Below are 22,590 nucleotides of genomic sequence, written 5' to 3' on the forward strand. Positions count from 1 at the left end.
AAAATTATCATTTTATTTAATGAGAATTATTATTATCTTTTTGTATCTTTTCTGTTCAAAAAATGCCTACTAAATAAATTAATTCAATAGCTTAAGTTCTATTTTTTAAATAGCATTGTTGAATTGAAAATATAAATGATAATAATTATCATTAGCTTGATCTTAATCATAACCTCCCTTGTGCTTAAGATATGTTTCAGGCCTAAACATTTCGAAAAACAAATTAACTCTCTTGAAAGAGGAAACCGTCAGATGCAATCACTTGCCAATCGGTTGGCGATGCAACATTTTGTCAACGCATATACGCAAGAAACTGGCAAAGGTCACTTGCTAGATAAAAGTCAGCAAAGTCCAAAACAACAAGCGTTTAGCCAAGGTTTGACGCTGTTATCGCTTCCAATCCATTCTATTCAAGCACACTGTAATTTTCCTTTATCTTATGTCAGTCGAGTTGGACGGCACCGTTTAGCAGATCTTCCACAAGTTATTATTCAAGGACAAATCAAGACATTCAGCCCAGTTGCAGTTATTGGGTTATTACTTGAAGAGTTAGTTTTTGAATCTTCTATTCCAGTGGATGCGGCTTCTTTGGTCGAAAAGTGGATTCAAAGTCGTGATGCGTTGCAACAGTTTTTACTGCAACGTGAAGATGATTTTGATGACTTGGTGAAAGCGGGTCAGAACTTTATAGAAACAGAGCAAGCTTTAATCCTCGGCCATAGTATGCATCCCGCCCCGAAAAGCAGGACAGGTTTTGTTCATGAAGATTGGCTAAAGTTCTCTCCTGAGCACAAAGGCAAGACACAACTTCATTACTGGTTGGTCCATCAAGACTATATTTCTGAAGGCAGCGCAACTGATGTAACGATCTCAAGTCAGCTCAAAACTGCGTTGCAATGGTATTTATCTGAAAATGACCTACACCTTTTAAAAACACATACGGAATATAAATTACTGCCTTTGCATCCATGGCAGGCACGTTATTTACAAAGTAAACCCTGGTTTGAGCGTTTGAAACAAACAGGCCAATTGATTGATTTAGGCTTGCGTGGTTGGCAATTTTATCCGACGACATCGATTCGTACGCTTGCAAGCTTTAATGCGCCGTGGATGGTCAAGCCTTCACTATCAGTGATGATTACCAATTCAATTCGCGTGAACCTTGAAAAAGAATGTCACCGTGGTGAACTTACGCATCGTTTATGGCATAGCGAATTGGGCCAGACCATCTTAAAACAATGCCCAAGTTTAAAAGCAGTCAATGATCCAGCCTGGATTGCTTTGAAAATTGATGATGAAGTGGTCAATGAAAGTATTTGTATTTTCCGAGATCAGCCATTCCATCCTCAACAGCAAGTTACTTGTATTGCATCCTTATGCCAAGATCATCCAAGTAAATCTCTGAATCGTTTTAATGCTTTATTTGCAAAAATCGCCAAAACGCATCATGAAACTAATTTTTCAGAGATTGCCTTAGATTGGTTTAGCCGCTTCCTCGAAGTTAGTCTGCAACCGTTAATGTATCTCTATCATCGTTATGGGATGGCTTTTGAGTCACATCAGCAGAATGTGTTGTTAGAGCTGGAAAATCATTTCCCTAAAACATTATGGCTACGTGATAACCAAGGTTTTTATTATATTGAAGAATTTGCCACTGAAATTTTAAAAGCATTGCCAGAACTGAAAGAAAAAGCGTTTGCTGTTGGTCCAAAAGATTTTGTGGATGAACGTTTTAGCTACTATTTCTTTGGAAATACCTTATTTGGCATTATCAATGCGATTGGTGCAACGGGCTATATGACTGAAGGCGAACTGCTCGAACATCTTAGTGGCTTTTTACAAGAGCAATTACAGCAATATCCTGACAGTACCTTGTTACAGGGATTATTATTCAATTCAACTTTACCTTATAAAGGTAATTTGTTGACACGCTTGCATGAGTTAGATGAGCTCATCGCTCCTGTTGAAAATCAATCGGTCTATGTACAACTGCCAAATCCACTGCGTATTTCACAGAAGGATGTCAGTTATGCTTGATTTTATAGGAATTGGTCTAGGGCCCTTTAACTTAAGTCTTGCCAGCCTTCTTCAAAATAAGAGCTCGCTTAATTATGTATTTTTCGAGCAAAAGGCGCAGTTCGACTGGCATGCAGGCATGCAATTACCCAATACGGTATTGCAAGTTCCATTTATGGCTGATTTGGTATCGATGGTTGATCCAACCAGTCCATTCAGTTTTTTGAACTATCTACGCCACCAGCAGCGTCTATATAAGTTTTATTTTTTAGAGCAGCCACATATTCCACGTTGTGAGTATAACCATTACTGCCAATGGGTTGCAGCGCAATTGGATTGTATTGAATATCAGTCTCTTGTTTTAGAGATTGAACCTCAAACCATTGGTTTTAAAGTACGTGTAGAGTCAGAAGGTATTCAGCAAAGTTATTTATGCCGTCATTTGGTAATTGGCAGTGGAAATGTCCCTTATTTACCTGAATGCTTGGCAAAAGTTCAGCAACAACAGCCACAACAATGTCTACATTCGGCTCAGTATATGACCCATGCTGATGCAGATTTGCATGGGGATGTCGTCGTATTAGGTTCTGGTCAATCTGCAGCTGAAGTTTTCATTGATTTGTTTGAGGAACAGCAAGATAAAGCGAATCATCAATTTGATTTGCATTGGTTCACGCGTTCGCAAGGTTTCTTCCCAATGGAATATGCGCCATTAGGATTAGAACACTTTAGCCCAGATTACGCACAGCATTTTTATGATTTGCCAGCTGAAAAGAAAGAACAGCAATTGCAGCAACAGGCACTGTTATATAAAGGAATCAGTGCAAAAACCATTCGCGAAATTTATCAAAAGCTGTATCACCGTAGTATCGCTGGACAAACTTTGCAGACACATTTGCATAGTCAGTGTGACTTAAAGGATGCAGAAGTTTTAGATACACAAAAAATTCGACTACATTTTCAGCACCGCGCGACTGCACAGGCTTTCCATCTTGATTGCGATTTTGTTGTGGCAGCAACGGGTTACTTCACGCCTGATTTTAAATTTATGCAGCTGTTAAAACCTTATATCGAATTTGACCATAAACAGCGTTGGCAAATTTCAGCGGATTATCGTGTTGTCCATCACTTGAATGGCAATATTTTTGTCCAAAATCAGGAAATGCACAGCCACGGTGTAGGTACTCCAGACTTAGGTCTAGGTGCATATCGTGCTGCAACCATTATCAACCAACTGGTTGATCACCAACTTTATGATCTTGGTCAGCAGGCTCAGACCTTCCAGCATTTTGAGCTCACTCAAAATCCCAAGATTCAAATAGTTGATGACAAAAGACTTTCAGAAGATCGTCTTGCTGAAAAGACGGTCAGTAAAAACCATCCTCTTTTAAAGAAAATAGAACAGAGCACGATTACCACACATACCGGTAGTCGTTGCGCTAATACACGTACACAAACTGCTTCTGTACTTTCAACGTATGAGAAATTGATATGAACTTTGCGACCTTAAAGATTAATCAACAGCAATGGCGTGCCGCAGGACAACGTCTCATTGAAATGGCGATTGCAGAGTTTCTATATGAAGAAATTATTGAAGTTAAAGCCTTATCTACTGGACGTTATCAATTAGAGCTTGCAGATCGTCGCTATGAATTTCAAGGGCATCAATATCTACTTGGGCATTGGAACATTCAGGAAGGCTCGGTACGGGATGTCAGCAATGCTCATGAGCATGATCAACCTGCTTGGAATTTACATGAGTTTATTGTCGCAATGTCTGACAGTTCAAATGTGAAACCATTTACCAAAGCGTATTTGATTAAAGAAATGAATAATACTTGGTTAGCAGAAGCGCATTTGTTCAACGAGGCACGTTTACCAAGTCATGCAGTATTAACTGAACCGCACTATAAAGTTGAGGGTATGCTGCGTGGGCATCCTTGGCTCATTATGAGCAAGGGTCGTATGGGCTTTGGTTATGATGATTATTTAAGTTCTGCGCCAGAACTATCACCAGAAGTCAAAGTACTCTGGTTGGCAGTCCATCGTGATTTAGCCGAATTCCGCAGTACAGAGCAGTGGGACGCTTGTGGTCTGTATCAGCATGAATTTGATGCAAATGAACTTGAACAATTCATTGATGTTCTAAAAGAAAAAAATCTGGATCCTCAGAATTACTTTTTAATTCCAGTACATGCTTGGCAATGGCACCAATGGCTAGTTCCAACCTATGCCAATGAGATCGTGGATCAGAAAATTATTGAGCTCAACATTAGCCAAGATAGCTATGTGCCGATGCAGTCCATTCGTACTTTGTGCAATACATCAAACTTACAACGTCATTACATTAAGCTGCCAGTCAGTATTTTTAATACTGCTGTTTACCGAGGATTACCATCAAAACGTAATCTTGCTGCGCCAGCAGTGACGGCGTGGTTAAAACAAATCCATCAACAAGATCAAGAATTACAGAATACAGGTGTGATTTTCTTGGGTGAAATTGCAACTTTAACCATTCACCAACCATGTTTTGACCGAATTGAAGGTGCACCTTATCAATTTAAAGAGTTGTTTGGTTGTCTATGGCGTGAAAGTGTCGATCGCTATGTTGATCCATCACAGCAAGTTCTGTCGCAAGCTGCGTTATTACACCGAGATATTTCGGGGCAATCGATCCTGAGCGTACTCATTCAAGCATCAGGTCTAAGTCCTTTGGCATGGCTGGCGCAGTTTGCTCAAGTTTGCTTAAGTCCGTTATTACTCTGTCTTTATCGCTATGGATTGGCATTTTCACCGCATGGTGAAAACACCATGTTAGTGCATGAAAATGGTGTGCCGAAAGCCTTGGTATTAAAGGACTTTATTGATGACATTAATCTAGTTGATGAAGATTTCCCTGAATTGGCTCAATTGCCATCTGAAGGTGATTTGCTACTGCGCCATGATGCTGCCGATTTAAGCCATTTCATTTTCACGGGTTTATTTATGGTCCATTACCGTTACATCTGTAATGTGTTCTTGCAAGATTACCCTGAATATTCAGAACTGGATTTTTGGCAGACCATTTCCAACAGCATTGTTGAATTTAACCAACAACATCCTGAGTTGGCCGAGCGTGCTGAAAAATTTGCCATGTTGCGCCCAACGTATACCAAAATTTGTTTGAACCGCGTTCGTTTATTTACCACCAGTTATAACGATGAAGCAGAGCGTCCAGTGCCTGTATTCCTTGATCCAATCCCGAATCCAGTCAGCCCTGAAACATTGGCCGAATGGTCAACTCAGCAAGTTGAATCTAAAGCAGGTTAAGTCTTTTTCTAAATTTATAAAGGTTCGATATGAAAACTATTTCTCAGCAATTACCAGATTATTTTGAATACCACGAAGATGGAACACAATACTACTTACGCCAAGTGCAGTATCCCCAAGATATCCCTTTGCTGCATCAGTGGATGCATGAACCGCATGTTATTCCGCAATGGCAATTGAATAAATCAGAGTTAGATCTCCAAGTTTATTTCGACAAGATGCTAGCAGATGATCATCAACGTTTATTGATTGTGGGCGTAGATGGTAAAGATGTGGGATATACCGAGATTTATGAAGGCAAACGAGATCGTTTAGGTCGCTATTACGATGGTGATGATCATGATCTCGGTTGGCATTTATTGTTTGGTGACAAATCCGTATTTGGTAAAGGCTTTTTACGTCCGACTATTCGCTTACTTAGCTTCTACATTTTTGAGCATTCGCAAGCGAAAAAAATTGTGGGTGAACCCGACCATACAGTCAAGCCTTATGCTGCTGTCGTTGCAGATCTGTGTTACGAAACCCAACGCCTTATTCCAATGCCAGAAAAAACGGCGATGTTGTATTACTGCTTTAGAGAAACTTTTTATAACAAGTTTGGAGAATATTACCAAACTTCACAACAACAGCTAGCTGCTGATCAGCCAGCCAAACTCTTGAGTGTTACATGAGCTTATCCATAAATGAGATACACATCTTGGACATGCGCTTTGCAGCGCATGTCTCGGTGGCTGAATTTGAGCAATGGTTGACGCATATTCAGCACTATTTCGAACAAAAAAGAAGTTTTGTGTTGATTATGCAAACCGAGCTAAATACCGAATTTCCTGAAGAATATCGTGTTATTCAGGGAAAGTGGTACAAGCAATACAAACAAGATTTTTATCAATATTGCTTAGGTTTTGCGCGAATTGCCCAAGATGAAGCAGACCGTATCCGATTGGACACGCCAGCTTTGCAGAAGGCCTGGCATGTTCCTTACTTTGTCAGTTTAGAAAAATCCGATGCCATGCAATGGGCCATGCAGAGGTATTTATGAACCAACAATTAAAACCTAATCAGGATTTCCCAGTCAAAACAGTCTCTGCGCTGAGCTTATCGGTTGTCGTTGTGCTTTATCTCGCACATGCATTGCCGCTGTATTTTTATAACGTCGCATTGCCTGCAATTCTACGCCATCAAGGTGTAGATTTACGTTGGATTGGCATGCTGTCGTTGCTGTATATCCCATGGGCATTTAAGTTTTTTTGGGCGCCCTTAATTGATCGTTTTTATTTTAAAGCGCTTGGCAAACGTAAAACTTGGCTGTTATTTACGCAAATTGCATTGGTATTAGGTGTCGTTGCCTTGGCTTTGACGCAATTTGATTATGGTCTGAGTGTATTTGTGATTGTCGGTTTATGGATTTCAACTTTCGCTGCCACCCAAGATATTGCAATTGATGGTTATACGGTTGAGACCTTTTCTGAGTCCGAATACCGATTGGGCAGTATGGCGCAAAGTATTGGTGTGGCACTCGGAAGTATGATTGGTGGGGCTACAACGTTGTGGCTTTATCAATTGTATGGTTGGCAAACCGCTTTGATTTGTTTAGCGGTGATGACAGCACTGACCATGTTGGCGATTTTTCAAATCAAAGAAAAATCGAGTACAGAAAAAATTGCCAAGCAGCCACCGAGCCTCATTCGCGCATTTAAACGTCCTGAAATGTTATGGGCTTTGGCATTGATCGTGTGTTATCGCGTGGTAGAAGCACCTGCAATGGCGATGTTGAATCCAATGCTGATTGATCAAAAATGGTCTCTGGCAGAGATTGGGGTGCTGATGTCTGTGATTGGTGCTGGTATTGGCTTATTGGCTGCCGTAACAGCGGCTTTCTTACTAAAAAAAATAGCAGCAACACAATTGCTGATTTGGGCTGGTTGGGCACGTAGTTTGGTTTATGCCGTGCTTGGAGTAGCCGTCTTACTTAGCTGGTTTAACCAGTGGCATATGTTATTGGGGCTATTTGTTGTGGTTATTTTGGCGATTCGCTATATCGCCATGACTGCTTTATACGCTCATTTCATGCATACCAGCTCCAAAGAACAAGCTGGAACAGACTTTACGATTTTGGTTTGTTTCGAGCTATTGGTTTACTTCATTGGCGGTGCACTGTCTGGTTTCTTGGCCAAAGCATTTGGTTATGGAAATTTCTATCTCATTTTAGCGGCGGCATCTGTCTTGAGCGTCTTGCTCAGCCAAGTGTTAATCCACAAAGCAAAACAAACGGAACAACTCACCTAGGGGTAATTTATGAAAGTACGTTCACTTTCAACATCATTAACGCTATTAAGCTTAGCAATCAGTACGCAATTGTATGCACAAACTGTTGAAGCTGATGCCGCTGTTCAAACGACTGTTGCAGTAGAAAGTCAAAGATCGACACAACTTGCACCGATTGTAGTGACAGCATCGCGTTCAGCACAAAGTATTGCTGAAATTGCAGGAACTGTTCAAGCAATTGAGCAAAAGCAGATTGAACAACAAGCTACAGCGGGGCGTAAACTTGCAGATATTTTAGCTCAATTGGTTCCTTCACTAAGTCCAAGTAGTGGTACAACAACTAATTATGGACAAACCATGCGTGGTCGTCAGGTACTCATTTTGATTGATGGCGTAGCGCAGACAGGATCTCGTGATGCTTCTCGCCAATTAAATAGTATTAGTCCTGACTCAATTGAGCGTGTAGAGGTTGTTTCAGGTGCAAGTAGTATTTATGGATCTGGGGCAACAGGTGGCATTATCAATATCATCACCAAGAAAGGTTCGGGTGATAGATTAAACTTTGAATCAAAACTTGGTGTTACTTCAGGTGACAACTTTAAAAATGATGCTTTGGCATATGAAGCATATCAATCAGTTGCCTTCAATCAAGGCGATTGGAATGGTTTTCTCGGGGCTGGTTACACCAAACGCGGCGAGATTCAAGACAGCCGTGGTAATCGTATTGGACCAGAGGTTGCACAGACGGATCGTCAAGACACAGAAACTGTTGATGTCAATGGACGTTTAAGCTGGCAGTTTACAGATAAGCAGAAGTTAAGTGTTGGTGCACAATATTATGATGATAAACAAGACTCAGATTACGGTCCTGATTATGGTCCTAATTTTGCAGTTTTAAAAGGTAATGCACCAAGCTTAAAGGCATTAAAAGGGTTTGAAATTGACGATCAACCATTTACGAAACGTTATGCAGTCAATGCACAGTATCAAAATACTGACTTGTTGGGTCAAGAGCTGAATGTTGAAGCCTATTACCGTAACGAGAAAGCGAGATTTTATCCTACGATACTCAGTAATTTTATCCCAGCAGGGTATTACTTAGCATATCAATCAGAGTCTGATATTGATATCGCGGGGGTACGCGCTGCAATCACATCTAAACTTAATCTTGCTGATCGTGATTTAAAACTGACTTATGGTATTGATTATGATCATGAGAAAGATAAGCAAGTGGCTGACTTATATAGTTTTACAAACAATGGTCTGAAATATAATAATACTGGACGTACTTATGATTTTGGACCAGATGCAACCATTAAAAATTTAGGTGCATTTGTTCAAGGGAACTATGATTTAACTGATGCATTAAATGTACAGGCTGGTCTGCGTTATCAACGAATCGAAAGTGATACAACAGCATTTAAACCAACAGTTGCAGCTATTCAGGGGGATATAACAGGCCAACCTGTCGGTACAGTCGCAGCGGGTTCAGTGAAACATGATAAAACATTGTTTAATTTAGGGGCTGTTTATAAATTTAATGATCAGCAACAAATATTTGCCAACTTTTCACAAGGTTTTAGCTTACCCGATATTCAACGTGTATTACGTGATGTTTCAGCAGGCTATGTTGTCCGTTCTGGTAATGTTGATCCAATTACGGTCAATAATTATGAACTTGGTTGGAGATTTCAAAATGATCAAGGTGCAAATTTAGGTTTAACCACGTTCTATAATACATCCGATAAAGTTGTTCAATTTAAAGCTGACCGCTCAGTAACTGTTGCAGATACTGATCAACGAATTTACGGTGTAGAAGCAAACGCAAGTATGCCTATTTTAGATCAATTTAGTGTCGGTGGAACACTTGCTTATACTCGAGGGCAATTCAAAGATGCTGCGGGTTCTTGGCGAGAACTTAATGCCTTACAAGTTTCACCAGTCAAAGGTACATTATTTGGTGAATGGAATGATGATAAAGGGAATGGTTTAAGAGTCCAGATGTTGGCTGTGAAGGGAACTGATAAAGCATATGAAGATTCTTTAGTTGCGAAATATGATACTAATGTCCGCCCAAATGCAGCAACTAAGATCAAAGGTTATGCTGTTATGGATGTGATCGCGAATGCGAAAGCTGGTCCTGGAACTGTTGGCTTCGGTGTTTATAACGTTTGGAATGCAGATTATAAAACTGTATTTAGTCAAGCAGCTGAGGCGGTTTATGGCCCAATTTCTAGTTTGCCTGCACAAGGCCGTACCTATGGTTTGAGTTACACCCTCAAATACTAATCTAATCAAAAAGGCATCTGTTCAGATGCCTTTTCTTTTGATGATTTTCATGATGAACAACAATTTAAAATTTTTAGCGTTAGCGGCTTTGATCAATGGAACTTGTTTTTCCATGATTCTCCCTTTATTAGCACCGCTGACTCGACAATTACATTTATCTGAATTTCAAGGTGGAGTAATTGTTTCAGCAGGGGCTATCTGTATGGCAATTGCATCGATTTGGATTGCGAAAAGGAAAAGCAATCAATCTCCTAACCAATTGGTCAATTATGGTTTTTGGGGAATGACTTTTACATGGGCAATTTTTACTCTAATTTTGTATTTTGGAACGCAGGCAATATTACCAACGCTACTGATTTTTACTCTATTGGTACTCAGTCGAGCATCTACTGGTATTTTTATGGCTTTGCCACAAATTGGCCTGCAAAGTTATGTGATGACGCACTCAACTGAAGCCGATGATCGTAGTAAGCAGATGGCAATGTTCGGTGCAATGAATAGCTTTGGGATGATTATTGGGCCATTTGCCACATCTATTTTATTATTTGGCGGTTTACTTTTTCCAATGTGGATTGCCGTTGCTTTACTTGGATTGGTAAGTATTGCATTGAGTATTTTTTTTAGCAAAACGCCACGCGTTCAGTCTCCTGTTTCCACAAATAAGGTAGACGAGATTAGTGGCTTAGACAATGAACCGATTTTAATGCAAAGTTTGATTTGGCTAGCACTTGGTTTTGTCACTTATGTTGCAATAGTGACCTTAAATATGACGGCAGGTTTTTATATTCAAGATAAATTTCATTTAACAAGTCAGCAAAGTGCAGTTTATTTCTCCCAATGCATGTTGGTGGTTGGAGTCTGTCTGCTACTTACCCAACTTTTGATCGTGAAAGTCTTACGGCTTAAATTAAATAGTTTAGTGATGATTGGCTTAGTCACCATGTGCTTTGGCTTATTACTTTCATTGTATGCACCTACAATTTTAGTGTTTCAGGCCAGCTATATTTTTTATGGCATTTCCGTAGCGTGTTTATTACCAGCATTTACCACAGGTGCTGCCCAAGCGGTATCACAGCAAGCACAGGTTAAAATGGCAAGTTTTTGTACGGCGACACAGGCATTGGGCTTAATTGTAGGGCCATTACTCAGCACTTTTTTGTACCGTTTTGATACTCATTTTCCTTTCTATTTATTACTCTTTCTTACTCTATCGATTGGATTTTATTTTAGTTGGATGTTGATTCGAAAAGAGGGTGTGACGACGTCGTTAGTTGATGAATAAACCGTAAATTAGACTAAAAACATTCATTTTTTTGGTCTTGATGCAAGGAATCTTTACAAAACTAGTCAACTACAAGCTTTAAAAAATAATATTTGATTGTTTTTTGATCAAATTTATTTCATTTATTAACGAGTTAGATTCTAGTGTGTTTTTTTGAGTAACCTATAAAGCGTCATAACAAGATCAAAGGAGTAAAGATGCTTATATTTCATGATTATCCTGTTCAAGGAGCACTTTTTGACATGGACGGAACAATGTTTGATACCGAGCGATTACGCTTCCAAACATTGAAACAGGCATCAAAAGAGCTCATTGGACAGGAATTTTCAGATGAATATTTGCTGCAATGTTTAGGCTTAAGTGCGAAAGCATCTGAACAGCTGGCACAAAAGTTTTACGGTGCAGATGTTCCTTATACCGCAATTCGTAAACGTGCGGATGCAGTGGAATTAGAATTCGTTCGTAACAATGGGGTGCCGATCAAAAAAGGTTTGATTCAGGTTTTAGAGCGCTTAAGAAAATCAGGCTTAAAAATGGCTGTTGCGACGTCCAGTCGTCGGGCAATTGCAGAAGAATATTTAATAAATGCCAATGTCTATAAGTTTTTTGATTTATTGGTCTGTGGCGATGAAGTTGAAAAGGGTAAACCTCATCCAGAAATCTTTTTAAAAGCTGCACAAAAATTAAATTTGCAGCCTCAACAGTGTTTGATGTTTGAGGACTCAGAAAATGGGATTTGTTCAGCGTATGATGCTGGCGGGATTACGATTTTATTCAAAGATATAAAAGAACCAAATGACAGCATGCTTGCCAAAGCAAATTTCTATTATCAGGATATGTATGAGTGCCTGAATGCTTTGGATCACTATATTCCTGAAATGGGGATGCCACAATTACAAGAATTATTTCCACAAAGTTCGAATCAACTGACGGCGGGGATTCATGGTTTTGGTGCAATCGGTGGTGGCTATATTGCACAAATCCTATCGCATTGGGATGGTTATACACGGCCCAAACGTATTTTGGCATCGACCCGAAATCGTCTTTATTTGGAATCTGTGAATAGTTTTGGCCGTTACAGCATCCGGTATGGGCAATCTTCTTACGATGAGCGAATTGAAAATTTAATCGCGATTGATGCAGATAATGAACAGCAGATGCTGGAAATGTATATGCAATCGAGCTTAATTGCCTTATGTCTGCCTGAACAGGCGATTCAGTCTGAGGCGAAAACCATCGCCAAGGGGTTGCTTGCTCGGTTTATGTCAGCAGATGCTGAAAATAATGAACCAATTACTTTTTTAATTATTTTAAATAAAGTCTGCGCCAAATATCTGGTGCTGAAACATATTCGTGAAGCTTTGCTGGACATAACAGATGAAGATATTGCAGAGCATATTTTAAGTGAACATTATTTTTGCGATACCGTGGTTAATCGAATGGTGTCCAAGCTTACTGATCAAGCCTTATATCGTCAGCTCAATATTAAGCATAACTTGTTTAAGCAGTACCAAAATGAGTTAAATCCTGAAACGATTGAGCTGTCAGATGAGACGGCCTTAACTGAAAATCAGGAACAACAGATCACACACTGTTTAGAAGATATGCGCGGACAATTTCAAACAGGGCAATTCTTGCAAAACATGGATTTAATCTTGTTCCATAGTGAAACAGATATGCCGATTTATGTTGAAAATCGGAGTCCATTGCTCAATAAAATGCGACAAATGATTTTAGTCGATCAGATTTCTGAGATTCAAATCATCAAAAATCGGTTATGGAATGGTTGCCATGCCATGGTGGCTTGGTATGCCAGTATGCTTGGACATGAAACCATCGGCATTGCTATGGCTGATCCAAAGATTATGAAATATGCAGAACGAGTCGTAGACGAAGTCAAATTAGGTCTAGCAAATCTAATTCCTCATCAAGCCAAAGAATTGGACCGAATGGCCGAAAGTTTTCTTCACTCATGTCGATCGGCTTATAAAGACCCATGTGAACGTGTGGCACGTGATCCGCTTAGAAAACTCAATTTAAATGAGCGGGTATTAGGTAGTTTAGAATGTCATGTGCAGCAGCAGCTCCCTTATCAAAAGCTGATCCAAGGTGCAATTTATGGTTATGCCTATGCGCTGAAAATGCTTGAGGTCGATGAAATTAAAATCGTCAAACATATTCAGACCAATATCGAACATATGGACATCAATGAGAGTCAAAGGAAAGCATTATTAAATCAACTGTATAAAGGGATACAGGTTGAACTTGATGACGATGCGTTCTTATCACAACTCGATGAGTTAAAACCTCAGTCCGCTTAAGTCTCTATAGTTGGTGGTAAAGAAGCCTTAACATCTCAATTGCTTTATGTTTGAATAACACAACTTTAAAATGATTTAGACGTTGTGTTATTACAAGCAGCAACTGAACTGATTGCAACAGAAGTACGTGATTATCCTGAATGGCATTTCGGGCGTTCAAACTATGCTTTGTGGTATATCGACGTTGATCAACCGGAGTTGATCGAATATTTAGATGAAATCCGAGCTCAATTTGCAGATCTGCTTGTCCCAAATCCACAACGTCAATTTCACATCACGATTTTTGTTTGTGGTTTTTTGACTTCCTCAGAAAAACAATACGATGATGACTTTCAGATTCAACAATTACAGCAGCAGATCAAGCTAGTTGAAGCATTACAGCTCAAACCTTTTGAGCTTGAAATCACACAGATCGATAGTTTTAGTAGTGCTTTGTTTCTACAGATTAAAGATCAGCAGGGTGTACTAACTCAAATTCGTCAGCAATTTGCTCGTGTATCTGAAGAGATCGCAGCACTTGAATATTGTCCGCATATTACTTTAGGTTTGTATGGTGAAGCTTGGCCGAGTGCTATGGTATTACAGCGGATACAACAACAGTCGTTAAAAACCATGAAGATTCAGGTCAAAAAACTGACTTTCGGCTATTATAAGGCACAGATTTTACAAGGATTACTATATCCTTATCGACAAATTAAATTAGGTTAGATATGTTGCAACTGATTTTAGGTGGCGCACGTTCAGGGAAAAGCCGTTTGGCTGAACACATCGCCAAAGATTCGGGTTTGGCAGTTGTGTATATTGCAACAGCGCAAGCACTTGATGAAGAAATGCGGCAGCGAATTGAGCATCATCAACAGCAACGTCCCGAACATTGGCAAGTGTGTGAAGAACCGATTTATCTCGCTGAGCAACTTTTGCAATGCGATCAACCTAATCAGCTGATTTTGGTCGATTGCCTGACCTTGTGGCTGAGTAATCTGTTATTGGCTGAAGAACCTGCTTTGCAGCAACAACAGATGCAAAAACTATTCGAAGTATTACCACAACTACAATCTCAAATTATTCTGGTCAGTAATGAAACTGGGCTTGGAGTAGTGCCTATGGGAGAAATCAGTCGCCGTTTTGTCGATGAGGCAGGGCGTTTGCATCAGACCTTAGGTCAACTTGCTCAGAAGGTTATATTTTGTGTGGCAGGCTTTCCAATCATTCTAAAAGATGAGAAATAACATGACTGAACAACAATGGTTTTTAGCCGCCGTTCAACAACCTGATTTAGCTGCGAAACAGCAAGCCGAACAACGACAACTCCAATTGACCAAACCAACCGGCGCGTTGGGAGAGCTTGAACAGATTGCAATTCAATTGGCAAGCTTACAAGGCACTGTACATCCGCAGATTCAGCAGCCTTGGATTACCATTTTTGCTGGCGATCACGGTGTAGTTGCTGAAAATATTTCGGCTTACCCTCAAGCAGTAACTCGCCAAATGCTACAAAATTTTGCCTCAGGCGGTGCAGCCATTAGTGTCATTGCTAAACATCATCATGCACATTTACAAGTGATTGATTGTGGCACGGTGGGTGATGCCTATGATTATGCTGGTGTTGAACGACATTGTATTCGTCCTGGTACTGCCAATTTTGCTCAACAAGCAGCGATGACGGAACAGGAATGCTTAGCGGCTTTACAACTGGGTAAAGACAGTGTTGATCAAGCCAAAGCACAAGCTGCTGATATTTTTATTGCAGGAGAAATGGGGATTGGGAATACCTGTTCTGCTTCAGCATTGGCTTGTTTATTATTGAATGAAGATGCTGCACAACTGACAGGTGTGGGTACAGGCATTACCAATCAACAGCTAGAACATAAGATCAACGTGATTGATCAAGCGGTAAAGCTTCATCAAACGGAAGTTAAAAATGATGCCTTAAACATTCTAGCAGCTGTTGGTGGTTTAGAGATTGCGGCAAAGACAGGGGCTTATTTACGTTGTGCACAAATCGGCTTACCGATTATTGTGGATGGCTTTATCAGTTCAGTTGCAGCTTTATGCGCAGTCCGTATTCAACGACTGAGCCGTGCATGGATGTTGTTTGGACACCAATCAGCAGAGTATGGCCATTACCGTATTTTAAACGAGTTGAATGCTCAACCGATTTTAAAAATGAATTTACGATTAGGTGAAGGCAGTGGTGCAGGTGCAGCATTGTCGATGATCGAACTTGCATGCGTGTTGCATAACCAAATGGCAACCTTTGCTGAAGCTGCTGTGACAGGTGATAAAGTTGCACCTTGATTTATTGCGGCACGGTAAAACGACACTGAGCCATACCTTACGTGGGCATCTTGATGATGCATTGACTGAACAAGGCTGGCTGCAGATGCAAAGCACTGTTCAGCAGCATTTGGATAGCCAGCTAAAATGGGATGTGATCGTTAGCTCACCTTTGCAACGCTGCCAAGCCTTTGCGTGCAAATTGGCTAAACAACTTGAATTGCCTTTACTGCTCAATGCCGAAATCAAAGAAATGTATTTTGGTGATTGGGAAGGTGTTTCTACCCAAACCATTTATGACACACAACCTGAATTATTGGCAAATTTCTGGCAATTTCCAACGCAGTTTCAGGCACCAAACGGAGAGTCTTTACAGGAATTTCAACAGCGGATTCTATTCGGTATTGAGCTGATATATATGAAGATGCAGCAGCAAAACTGGAATAACGCCTTAGTAGTGACACATGGTGGAGTGATTAAGTTGCTGACTTGCTTGGCACGTCAGCAAAAGCTGGATGACCTATTAACTATGCCTGCAGAGTTAGGAAAATTATATTCACTTGAGCTGACTCATCACTGTGATGAGATTCAATTTATAGAAAAATCTACAAATGGAAAATGATAAAAGATCGTTTTATTTTCAGTATTCATGAAAGTCGTATTGATGTAATCGAACTGTCATTGCCACTGCCTATGATACAGGTCAATTTCTTGACCTATAATCAAATCAATCATGAATATATTATTGAAAAGCAGTGTGTTATGCGCAAGTATTTTATTGATAGCATGTAATAACGATGATCACGTAGAATCGCAAAATCCGCCAGAAACGAATACTGCATCAAAATACTATCAGACCAAAACTCCGTACCAACCGCAACAAGATCTCAAAAAATATGAAGTCATTCCGCAAGGATTTCAGCCCGTATTTACTGAATTGGTTGCACGCCATGGTTCACGCGGTTTATCCAGTATTAAATATGATCTGGCACTATATAACCTTTGGAAACAAGCTAAAGCTGAAAATGCACTTACACCTTTAGGCGAAAAGCTGGGAGCAGATTTAGAAAGCATGATGAAAGCCAATATGCTACTGGGCTATGGTGTGGATGGCATCCGTCAGTTTGGCTATGGCAATGAAACCATGCAAGGTATTCAGGAACATCGTGGTATTGCTGATCGTTTATTACAGCGACTTCCAAATTTATTTCAAACCGCATCACAACAACCAACATCAATTTTAGTGCAAAGTTCGGGGGTAGACCGTGCGGTGGATAGTGCCAAGTTTTTTACTGCTGAATTAATCCAACAGCAACCGCAATTAAAGGCACATATTACCCCAATGTCATACACCAGTTTGGCCAGTAGCAGCGTGCCATCGATTCAAGATGGTGGGGTGGATCGTTTTAAGCTTTATTTTCATAGTTTGAATAAAGATCAAGATTTAGCACAGCCCTTATCTGCACAACAACAGGCGATTTACGATGCCAGCCAAGGCTATCAGCATTTTGAAGAAGAGGATGCAGATCTGGTCAATAAGTTAAATGAACTTGCGAAAAATAGTCGTGCTGAACAAGTGGCAAAGAGTGTATTGAATCCACTGTTCAAAGCAGAATTTATTCAAAAACTGGGAACCACAGGCTATGTATTTAGCAATATTGGTTCATATAGCGTTACTTCACCTAAAGGCGAAACCATCACTGAAAAAGGTAAGGGAAAAAATAGTATTGCAAGCGCTATAGATGCCGCAGCTTATATCTATGAGCTGTATTCGATTTCAGGTGGAATGAGAACTGAATTGAAAGGGATTGATTTTGATCAATATATGCCTTTAGATGCGGCAAAATTCTATGCTGAATTTAATGATGCCAACGATTTTTATAGCAAAGGCCCAAGTTTCACCGAATCGAAGAATGTTACCAGTGCAATTGCTCAAGGTTTGAAACAAGACTTATTTAAACAGGTCGATGCGATTATTGATAAGCAACAAGCACATCGTGCGGCATTACGTTTTGCTCATGCAGAAATCATTATTCCTTTGGCGACGAGCTTAGAGTTGCATAATATGATGCAGCCTTTATCGTTGCGTCAAACCTATAATTACAGCAATAGTACTTGGCGAGGTGAAATGGTGTCGCCGATGGCAGCGAATTTACAATGGGATATTTATCAAGACAAGCAAGGCACAACCTTGGTAAAAATGTTCTATAACGAGAAAGAAACTTTGTTTAAGTCGAGTTGTAACTACGCACGTTATAGCACTAATAGTTTTTATTATGATTATTTAAAGCTTAAACAATGTTATCAAATTCAATAATCTAAGATATTCAGCCTTTTCATTTGGGAATAGCTTGCTATTCCCAATTTTATTTCTTCATAATCCATACATGATAAACCCGTTGTAATTGAGAGGTTGCATGACACCTTTTTGGATTGCCTTGCAGTTTTTGACCGTTTTGCCGATTGATTTAAAAGTGATGCCAAGTGCAAAGCAGAATGGTCAGGCACTACTGTTTTATCCCTTTGTCGGTTTATTCATTGGGTTAATTTTGTTTGCTGCAGCAATGCTATTGGCAAAACTTCCGATCATCTTGAGTGCAGCCTTGATTTTAGTGTTATGGATTTGGCTGACCGGTGGATTACATCTCGATGGTTTAGCGGATACAGCAGATGCATGGGTCGGTGGATTTGGTGATCCTGAAAGAACCTTGAAAATCATGAAAGACCCTGCATGTGGCCCAATCGGGGTGCTGAGTTTAGTTGTAGTCTGCTTGCTAAAATTTGTGGCCTTATACGTTTTGCTTGAACAACAAATGGCTGCTTTTTTAATTGTCTTACCTATGCTTGGGCGCAGTGTGCCACTGTTTTTATTCCTCACCACAGCGTATGTACGTGCTCAAGGCCTAGGGCGTTCTATGACAGATTTTATGCCAAAAAAGCGACTTTGGATGGTTTTTGTCATTACAATTGCATTGCTTTGTATGTTTGATTGGGCCGGATTGATTGCATTACTGTTTTTTTTATTAATACTTTTCTACTTACGCTCATTATTTATTAAACGCATTGGTGGAATCACTGGTGATACTGTGGGTGCTGCAATTGAGCTGGCTGAAACAGGGGTGCTCCTCAGTGCTGTGATTGCCTCGTTCTATATCATTTAAAAATTAATTACCTGAGGTGGCGTGATCCTCCCTAAAAAAGAAGGATCACTTAAGTAATGTTAGCGTTTACGCAATTGAACCAAGAAGCCCAACACAGCGAGTAAGGCAACCAGTGCTGCAATCGTGCCCAAGATGATATCTCGAAGTGTTTTATCTATCGGCAACCATGTCCATTTATGCAAATAAGCAAAACTAAATCCTTCTAAAGCATCTTGTTGTGTGACCTGAGCTGCAATCACGCCGCTGCTCGGTTCAATATACAGTCTGAGTTGATTCTCTAACCGAGTTTCAACCTTGATCACGGGTAAGCGTTTGTTGATAAAACCATATTCTCCTCCAAAACTAGTTACCCATGTGGCCTGTTGAACCTGTTCGGGTTGTAAAGCTAAATAACTTGCGGCCAATTGTTTGCTTTGCTCAAGAATATCAAGCGGTTCACCATGACCAGCATCTACAAACTGAATCGCGGGAGCTGCTGTTTTGATCGTGTGATGATCATGCTCCTTGCTTGCCGCCGTCATGCTCCCTTGTAATGGCTTTTGTCCAACGGCTTGAATCATCCATGCAGCACGGGTATGCGTGTTGCTAAAGGTGGTTGGAACGAGATCCAGACGCTGAATGGGCTGCTGAGTGACGTGTTGCCATGCTATAGCAGTTAAATCAGCACTATGGAAAACGGGTTGAGTATTTTTAATATCGGTTTTTTTTTGCCAAATATGATAGAAGCCACTGAGCACCCAAAGCACAATAAATACGCTTAAACTGATGCCTAAATAGCGATGTAGAAAGCGGATCGGTTTTTGCCCTAGACGATGATTGCGCCGATTATGAATGTTAAAGAATAAGCCAATCCCCATAAAAATCATGCACAGTATGCCAATCAAGACGATCTGCATGAGGACAGCTTGGCCTGTCCAAGCTTGATCACCCCATGTCCAGGTATGACCTAAGCGGAAGATTTTTGCCATCCACATCTTTTGATCATTAGATAGCGTGGCTAGTCGTGCTTGTGAAGGATCCACATATGCACGTACACCATTTTGAAAATCAACACGCCAAACAGGCAGTAATCGATTAACACTTGGATAATCATCACTGAAAGCGGTGATGATTTGGCTAGATACAATTTCCTGTTGAGTAAGACCCGTATACCAGCGTGCTAAACGCTCGGCATCTTGTTGTTCGGCATTAATCAGCAATTGACCGGTCTGACTATCATAGTATTCCGCAATTTTTTGATTGGGTTGTAATATGCGATAGGCAATATGCTGAGGTTCTAATTCAATCACCTGTAATGCCGAAAATTGCGCGATTTGATGTTGTTTCAGGACATCTGTTGCTGCTAAGGCAAGTGTTAAATCCAGTTGTTGAGATGGAGGCATTCGTTTCACAGGCTGAGGTTGTGTTGCACTCATAATCGGATGCAACACACCTGTTAAAGACCAGAGTAAAACGAGAACGCCCAGCACCATCCCAAAACTACGGTGCAATGACAGTAGTTTTTTCAGTTGTTTGGCATTCATTGCTTATTTCCCAAAATGGTAACGTAAACCTAATAAATAGGTTCGTGGTGCAGCCGGGGTATAACTGACTTGGTTATTACTAAACGAGGTACTTTCTACATAATGCACATCTGTCGCATTCAAAATCTGCCCAAAGACCTCATAGGCATTTTTACGATAGTTGGCACGCAAATTTAGTAACGTATGGCCATCATACTTTTCCGTATTGGCATCATTAATCCAGTAAGCGCCGACATATACCGCTTCGGCAGAAAGTAATAGCTCAGGTATTGGCTTGATCTGGTATTCAAGTGTACCAAATGTTTTAGGCGCACTTGGCATGGTGTTGCCGCTATAATCTAAAACACTCGAAGGTTGAAATTGCTTGTATTCATGTTTGGCTACACTGCCTGAGAGTTTTAAGTGCTGATCATATAAATCACTGAGCTTCCACGTTCCTCCAATTTCAATTCCTTGATGCAAGGTTTTACCTGCATTGCGTGGCTCGCGCGTGTTATCAGGTTTGGTATAGCTAATCACCTCATCTTCGCCTTCTAAACGATAGAGGGTGATTTCACCATCTACGCGATCATCAAATAATTTGAAGCGTAAACCTGCATCGATATTATTAAATGTTGCTTCTTTTAGGTCTGGCGTGACTAGATTCGCACCATATAAGCTGCTGACTTCTGGTGGGACAAAACCTTGTGACCAATTGCTATAAAGATCAATTGCAGGAGTGATATTCCAGACAAAACCGACTTGAGGACTGGCCTTGTGGAAGTCACGTTTTTCATTAGGTGCTCCTGTGGTTTTTGAAGGCGTTAACTTATTCTCATAGTCATAGCTGATCCAATCATAGCGAGTACCTGCAACTAAATTTAAGTTTGGTCGGACTTGCCAATTGGCTTGTGTGTAGAGGGCCTGATTATTTACATCAACATTAAAATCACGCAGTTGTTGACGTTGTTTATAACCGGTATAAACCAATGTATTGGGATCACGGAAGACTTCTATGTCATGGGTTTTAGCTTGATTTGGAGAATGATCAGCCATTGCGCCAACAATCAATTTCACCTGATCAAATGTAGCCGAATGCTGAGCATTTAAGCCATAAGATTGAAATGCGTTATAAGTGGTTTGCCCACTATAAGTGCCAGTCGGTTTGCCATTTTTAACATCAGTACGGATGTTATAACTTGGGTTTTGCTCGGTGGTATTGTCACGATAATACAGGGTGACTTGACTTTGTTGCTGATCATTCCACTGGTGGCTAATCTGAGAGGAAAGCCGAGTGGCATCGACTTCACGATAGGTAAAGGTTTGGTAGCTGTATCCTGGACGTTTGCGATAATCATCTAGATTTAGGCTACCCGTCATATCTGCTTTTAAATGGTTATAGCTGACGATATTTTTGATTTGTGTAGCATCAGATATGCGCCAGTCGTGTCTGAGCGTCACACTCTGTTTATTGCTTTCAGCATGATCTTGCCAGCTATCACCACGATCACTGGCATAGGCTGAAAGTCTTAACCCTTGTTCGCCAAATTCACTCTCAAAAGTATTGGAAGCACCGACGTCCAAACGGCGATAACCTTCTGAACTGGTACTGATGCCAAGGTCTGCTGTGGGGTTTGTACTTGGTGCTTTGGTCAGGAAATTAATGGCTCCACCAATTGCATTGCTGCCATATAAGCTACTGGCAGGGCCGCGTAAAATTTCGATGCTATCAATGCCTGCCAAATTCACTTCATATAAGGCATTATGGTTAAACACACCTACAGGACGAATTGAAATACCATCTTCTAGATATTGATAAACCGCTGCTGTAGTAATGGGTTGGCGAATGGACATCATATGCTGTTCATTGCCTAAATCATTCATCAATACGCCTGGTGTTTGATTCAGCAGTTGTCCAATAAAAGTCGCATGTTTATCTTCAAGATCTTTGCTATTAATTTTACTGATCGCAGCAGGGGTATTATTAATCGATTCACCTTCACGACTTGCAGTCACAACAATCGTGGCTAAGGTTTTGGTCGCATCAGATGGCACAGTTTCAGCAAAAACAACTGAGTTATAGCTGACAAAAAGGCAAGCAGCAGCTAATACAGACAAACGGAATTGAGTATTCATTTTGAACTCTATAAAAAGCAAGACATAAGGAC

17 protein-coding genes are annotated in these 22,590 nt (G+C 40.4%); 15 read left to right on the top strand and 2 right to left on the bottom strand.

Translation table 11 applies throughout. The annotated features are described in order from the left end of the window. Nucleotides 1-252 precede the first annotated feature (252 nt). The 15 genes from F909_RS05435 (at nt 253) to F909_RS05365 (ending at nt 18,920) form a co-directional block, all read left to right on the top strand. Complete coding sequence (locus F909_RS05435) at nt 253-2,037, top strand: IucA/IucC family protein (protein ID WP_005152734.1); 1,785 nt, start codon at nt 253-255, stop codon at nt 2,035-2,037. Next, the gene (locus tag F909_RS05430) at nt 2,030-3,511 is read left to right on the top strand and encodes a lysine N(6)-hydroxylase/L-ornithine N(5)-oxygenase family protein (protein WP_005152735.1); all 1,482 of its coding nucleotides are present in this window, start codon (nt 2,030-2,032) and stop codon (nt 3,509-3,511) included. The genes F909_RS05435 and F909_RS05430 overlap by 8 nt, the downstream gene beginning before the upstream one ends. Beyond that, nucleotides 3,508-5,325 carry an IucA/IucC family protein gene (locus tag F909_RS05425; RefSeq protein ID WP_005152736.1) on the top strand — a complete coding sequence of 606 codons (1,818 nt, stop codon included), beginning with the start codon at nt 3,508-3,510 and terminating at the stop codon, nt 5,323-5,325. The genes F909_RS05430 and F909_RS05425 overlap by 4 nt, the downstream gene beginning before the upstream one ends. A 29-nt stretch (nt 5,326-5,354) precedes the next feature. Beyond that, nucleotides 5,355-5,996, top strand: coding sequence for a GNAT family N-acetyltransferase (locus F909_RS05420; RefSeq protein ID WP_005152742.1), 642 nt, complete (start codon nt 5,355-5,357; stop codon nt 5,994-5,996). Beyond that, complete coding sequence (locus F909_RS05415; RefSeq protein ID WP_005152743.1) at nt 5,993-6,364, top strand: hypothetical protein; 372 nt, start codon at nt 5,993-5,995, stop codon at nt 6,362-6,364. The genes F909_RS05420 and F909_RS05415 overlap by 4 nt, the downstream gene beginning before the upstream one ends. Beyond that, a complete protein-coding gene (locus F909_RS05410) occupies nt 6,361-7,611 on the top strand; it encodes an MFS transporter (RefSeq protein ID WP_005152747.1) in 1,251 nt (416 codons plus the stop codon). Before F909_RS05415 ends, F909_RS05410 begins: the two co-directional genes overlap by 4 nt. Nucleotides 7,612-7,620: 9 nt before the next feature. Continuing rightward, nucleotides 7,621-9,879, top strand: a complete 2,259-nt coding sequence (locus F909_RS05405) for a TonB-dependent receptor (protein ID WP_005152749.1) — start codon at nt 7,621-7,623, stop codon at nt 9,877-9,879. A gap of 112 nt (nt 9,880-9,991) precedes the next feature. Further along, nucleotides 9,992-11,161 (top strand): MFS transporter, encoded by a 1,170-nt coding sequence (locus F909_RS05400; protein WP_265596702.1) that lies wholly within the window; start codon nt 9,992-9,994, stop codon nt 11,159-11,161. 197 nt (nt 11,162-11,358) lie between these two features. Further along, nucleotides 11,359-13,482, top strand: coding sequence for a bifunctional mannitol-1-phosphate dehydrogenase/phosphatase (mtlD, locus tag F909_RS05395; RefSeq protein WP_005152754.1), 2,124 nt, complete (start codon nt 11,359-11,361; stop codon nt 13,480-13,482). Nucleotides 13,483-13,566: 84 nt separating this feature from the next. Next, entirely contained in the window at nt 13,567-14,190 is a 624-nt protein-coding gene (locus F909_RS05390; RefSeq protein ID WP_005152756.1) for a 2'-5' RNA ligase family protein, read from the top strand. A gap of 2 nt (nt 14,191-14,192) precedes the next feature. Continuing rightward, on the top strand, nt 14,193-14,711 hold the full coding sequence (gene cobU, locus F909_RS05385) for a bifunctional adenosylcobinamide kinase/adenosylcobinamide-phosphate guanylyltransferase (protein ID WP_005152758.1): 519 nt from the start codon (nt 14,193-14,195) through the stop codon (nt 14,709-14,711). A gap of 1 nt (nt 14,712) precedes the next feature. Continuing rightward, nucleotides 14,713-15,780: a nicotinate-nucleotide--dimethylbenzimidazole phosphoribosyltransferase gene (cobT, locus tag F909_RS05380; RefSeq protein ID WP_005152761.1), complete on the top strand. Its 1,068-nt coding sequence runs from the start codon at nt 14,713-14,715 to the stop codon at nt 15,778-15,780. Then, nucleotides 15,770-16,381 (top strand): histidine phosphatase family protein, encoded by a 612-nt coding sequence (locus F909_RS05375; protein ID WP_032878075.1) that lies wholly within the window; start codon nt 15,770-15,772, stop codon nt 16,379-16,381. Before cobT ends, F909_RS05375 begins: the two co-directional genes overlap by 11 nt. A 111-nt stretch (nt 16,382-16,492) precedes the next feature. Continuing rightward, nucleotides 16,493-18,076: a histidine-type phosphatase gene (locus F909_RS05370; protein WP_005152769.1), complete on the top strand. Its 1,584-nt coding sequence runs from the start codon at nt 16,493-16,495 to the stop codon at nt 18,074-18,076. 100 nt (nt 18,077-18,176) lie between these two features. Beyond that, a complete protein-coding gene (locus F909_RS05365) occupies nt 18,177-18,920 on the top strand; it encodes an adenosylcobinamide-GDP ribazoletransferase (RefSeq protein WP_005152771.1) in 744 nt (247 codons plus the stop codon). Between the two features lie 59 nt (nt 18,921-18,979). Here F909_RS05365 and F909_RS05360 read toward each other — a convergent pair whose 3' ends face one another. Next, a complete protein-coding gene (locus F909_RS05360; protein WP_005152773.1) occupies nt 18,980-20,443 on the bottom strand; it encodes a PepSY domain-containing protein in 1,464 nt (487 codons plus the stop codon). Between the two features lie 3 nt (nt 20,444-20,446). Next, entirely contained in the window at nt 20,447-22,558 is a 2,112-nt protein-coding gene (locus F909_RS05355) for a TonB-dependent receptor (RefSeq protein ID WP_005152776.1), read from the bottom strand. Between the last annotated feature and the right edge of the window lie 32 nt (nt 22,559-22,590).

Source organism: Acinetobacter sp. ANC 3929, from assembly GCF_000369405.1.
Lineage (GTDB): Bacteria > Pseudomonadota > Gammaproteobacteria > Pseudomonadales > Moraxellaceae > Acinetobacter.

What these genes read in the sequence shown, in the direction of transcription:
- F909_RS05435 (WP_005152734.1), top strand. Translation starts at nt 253, where the DNA reads ATGCAATCACTTGCCAATCGGTTGGCGATGCAACATTTTGTCAACGCA.
- F909_RS05430 (WP_005152735.1), top strand. Translation starts at nt 2,030, where the DNA reads ATGCTTGATTTTATAGGAATTGGTCTAGGGCCCTTTAACTTAAGTCTT.
- F909_RS05425 (WP_005152736.1), top strand. Translation starts at nt 3,508, where the DNA reads ATGAACTTTGCGACCTTAAAGATTAATCAACAGCAATGGCGTGCCGCA.
- F909_RS05420 (WP_005152742.1), top strand. Translation starts at nt 5,355, where the DNA reads ATGAAAACTATTTCTCAGCAATTACCAGATTATTTTGAATACCACGAA.
- F909_RS05415 (WP_005152743.1), top strand. Translation starts at nt 5,993, where the DNA reads ATGAGCTTATCCATAAATGAGATACACATCTTGGACATGCGCTTTGCA.
- F909_RS05410 (WP_005152747.1), top strand. Translation starts at nt 6,361, where the DNA reads ATGAACCAACAATTAAAACCTAATCAGGATTTCCCAGTCAAAACAGTC.
- F909_RS05405 (WP_005152749.1), top strand. Translation starts at nt 7,621, where the DNA reads ATGAAAGTACGTTCACTTTCAACATCATTAACGCTATTAAGCTTAGCA.
- F909_RS05400 (WP_265596702.1), top strand. Translation starts at nt 9,992, where the DNA reads ATGATTCTCCCTTTATTAGCACCGCTGACTCGACAATTACATTTATCT.
- mtlD (WP_005152754.1), top strand. Translation starts at nt 11,359, where the DNA reads ATGCTTATATTTCATGATTATCCTGTTCAAGGAGCACTTTTTGACATG.
- cobU (WP_005152758.1), top strand. Translation starts at nt 14,193, where the DNA reads ATGTTGCAACTGATTTTAGGTGGCGCACGTTCAGGGAAAAGCCGTTTG.
- cobT (WP_005152761.1), top strand. Translation starts at nt 14,713, where the DNA reads ATGACTGAACAACAATGGTTTTTAGCCGCCGTTCAACAACCTGATTTA.
- F909_RS05370 (WP_005152769.1), top strand. Translation starts at nt 16,493, where the DNA reads ATGAATATATTATTGAAAAGCAGTGTGTTATGCGCAAGTATTTTATTG.
- F909_RS05365 (WP_005152771.1), top strand. Translation starts at nt 18,177, where the DNA reads ATGACACCTTTTTGGATTGCCTTGCAGTTTTTGACCGTTTTGCCGATT.
- F909_RS05360 (WP_005152773.1), bottom strand. Translation starts at nt 20,443, where the DNA reads ATGAATGCCAAACAACTGAAAAAACTACTGTCATTGCACCGTAGTTTT.
- F909_RS05355 (WP_005152776.1), bottom strand. Translation starts at nt 22,558, where the DNA reads ATGAATACTCAATTCCGTTTGTCTGTATTAGCTGCTGCTTGCCTTTTT.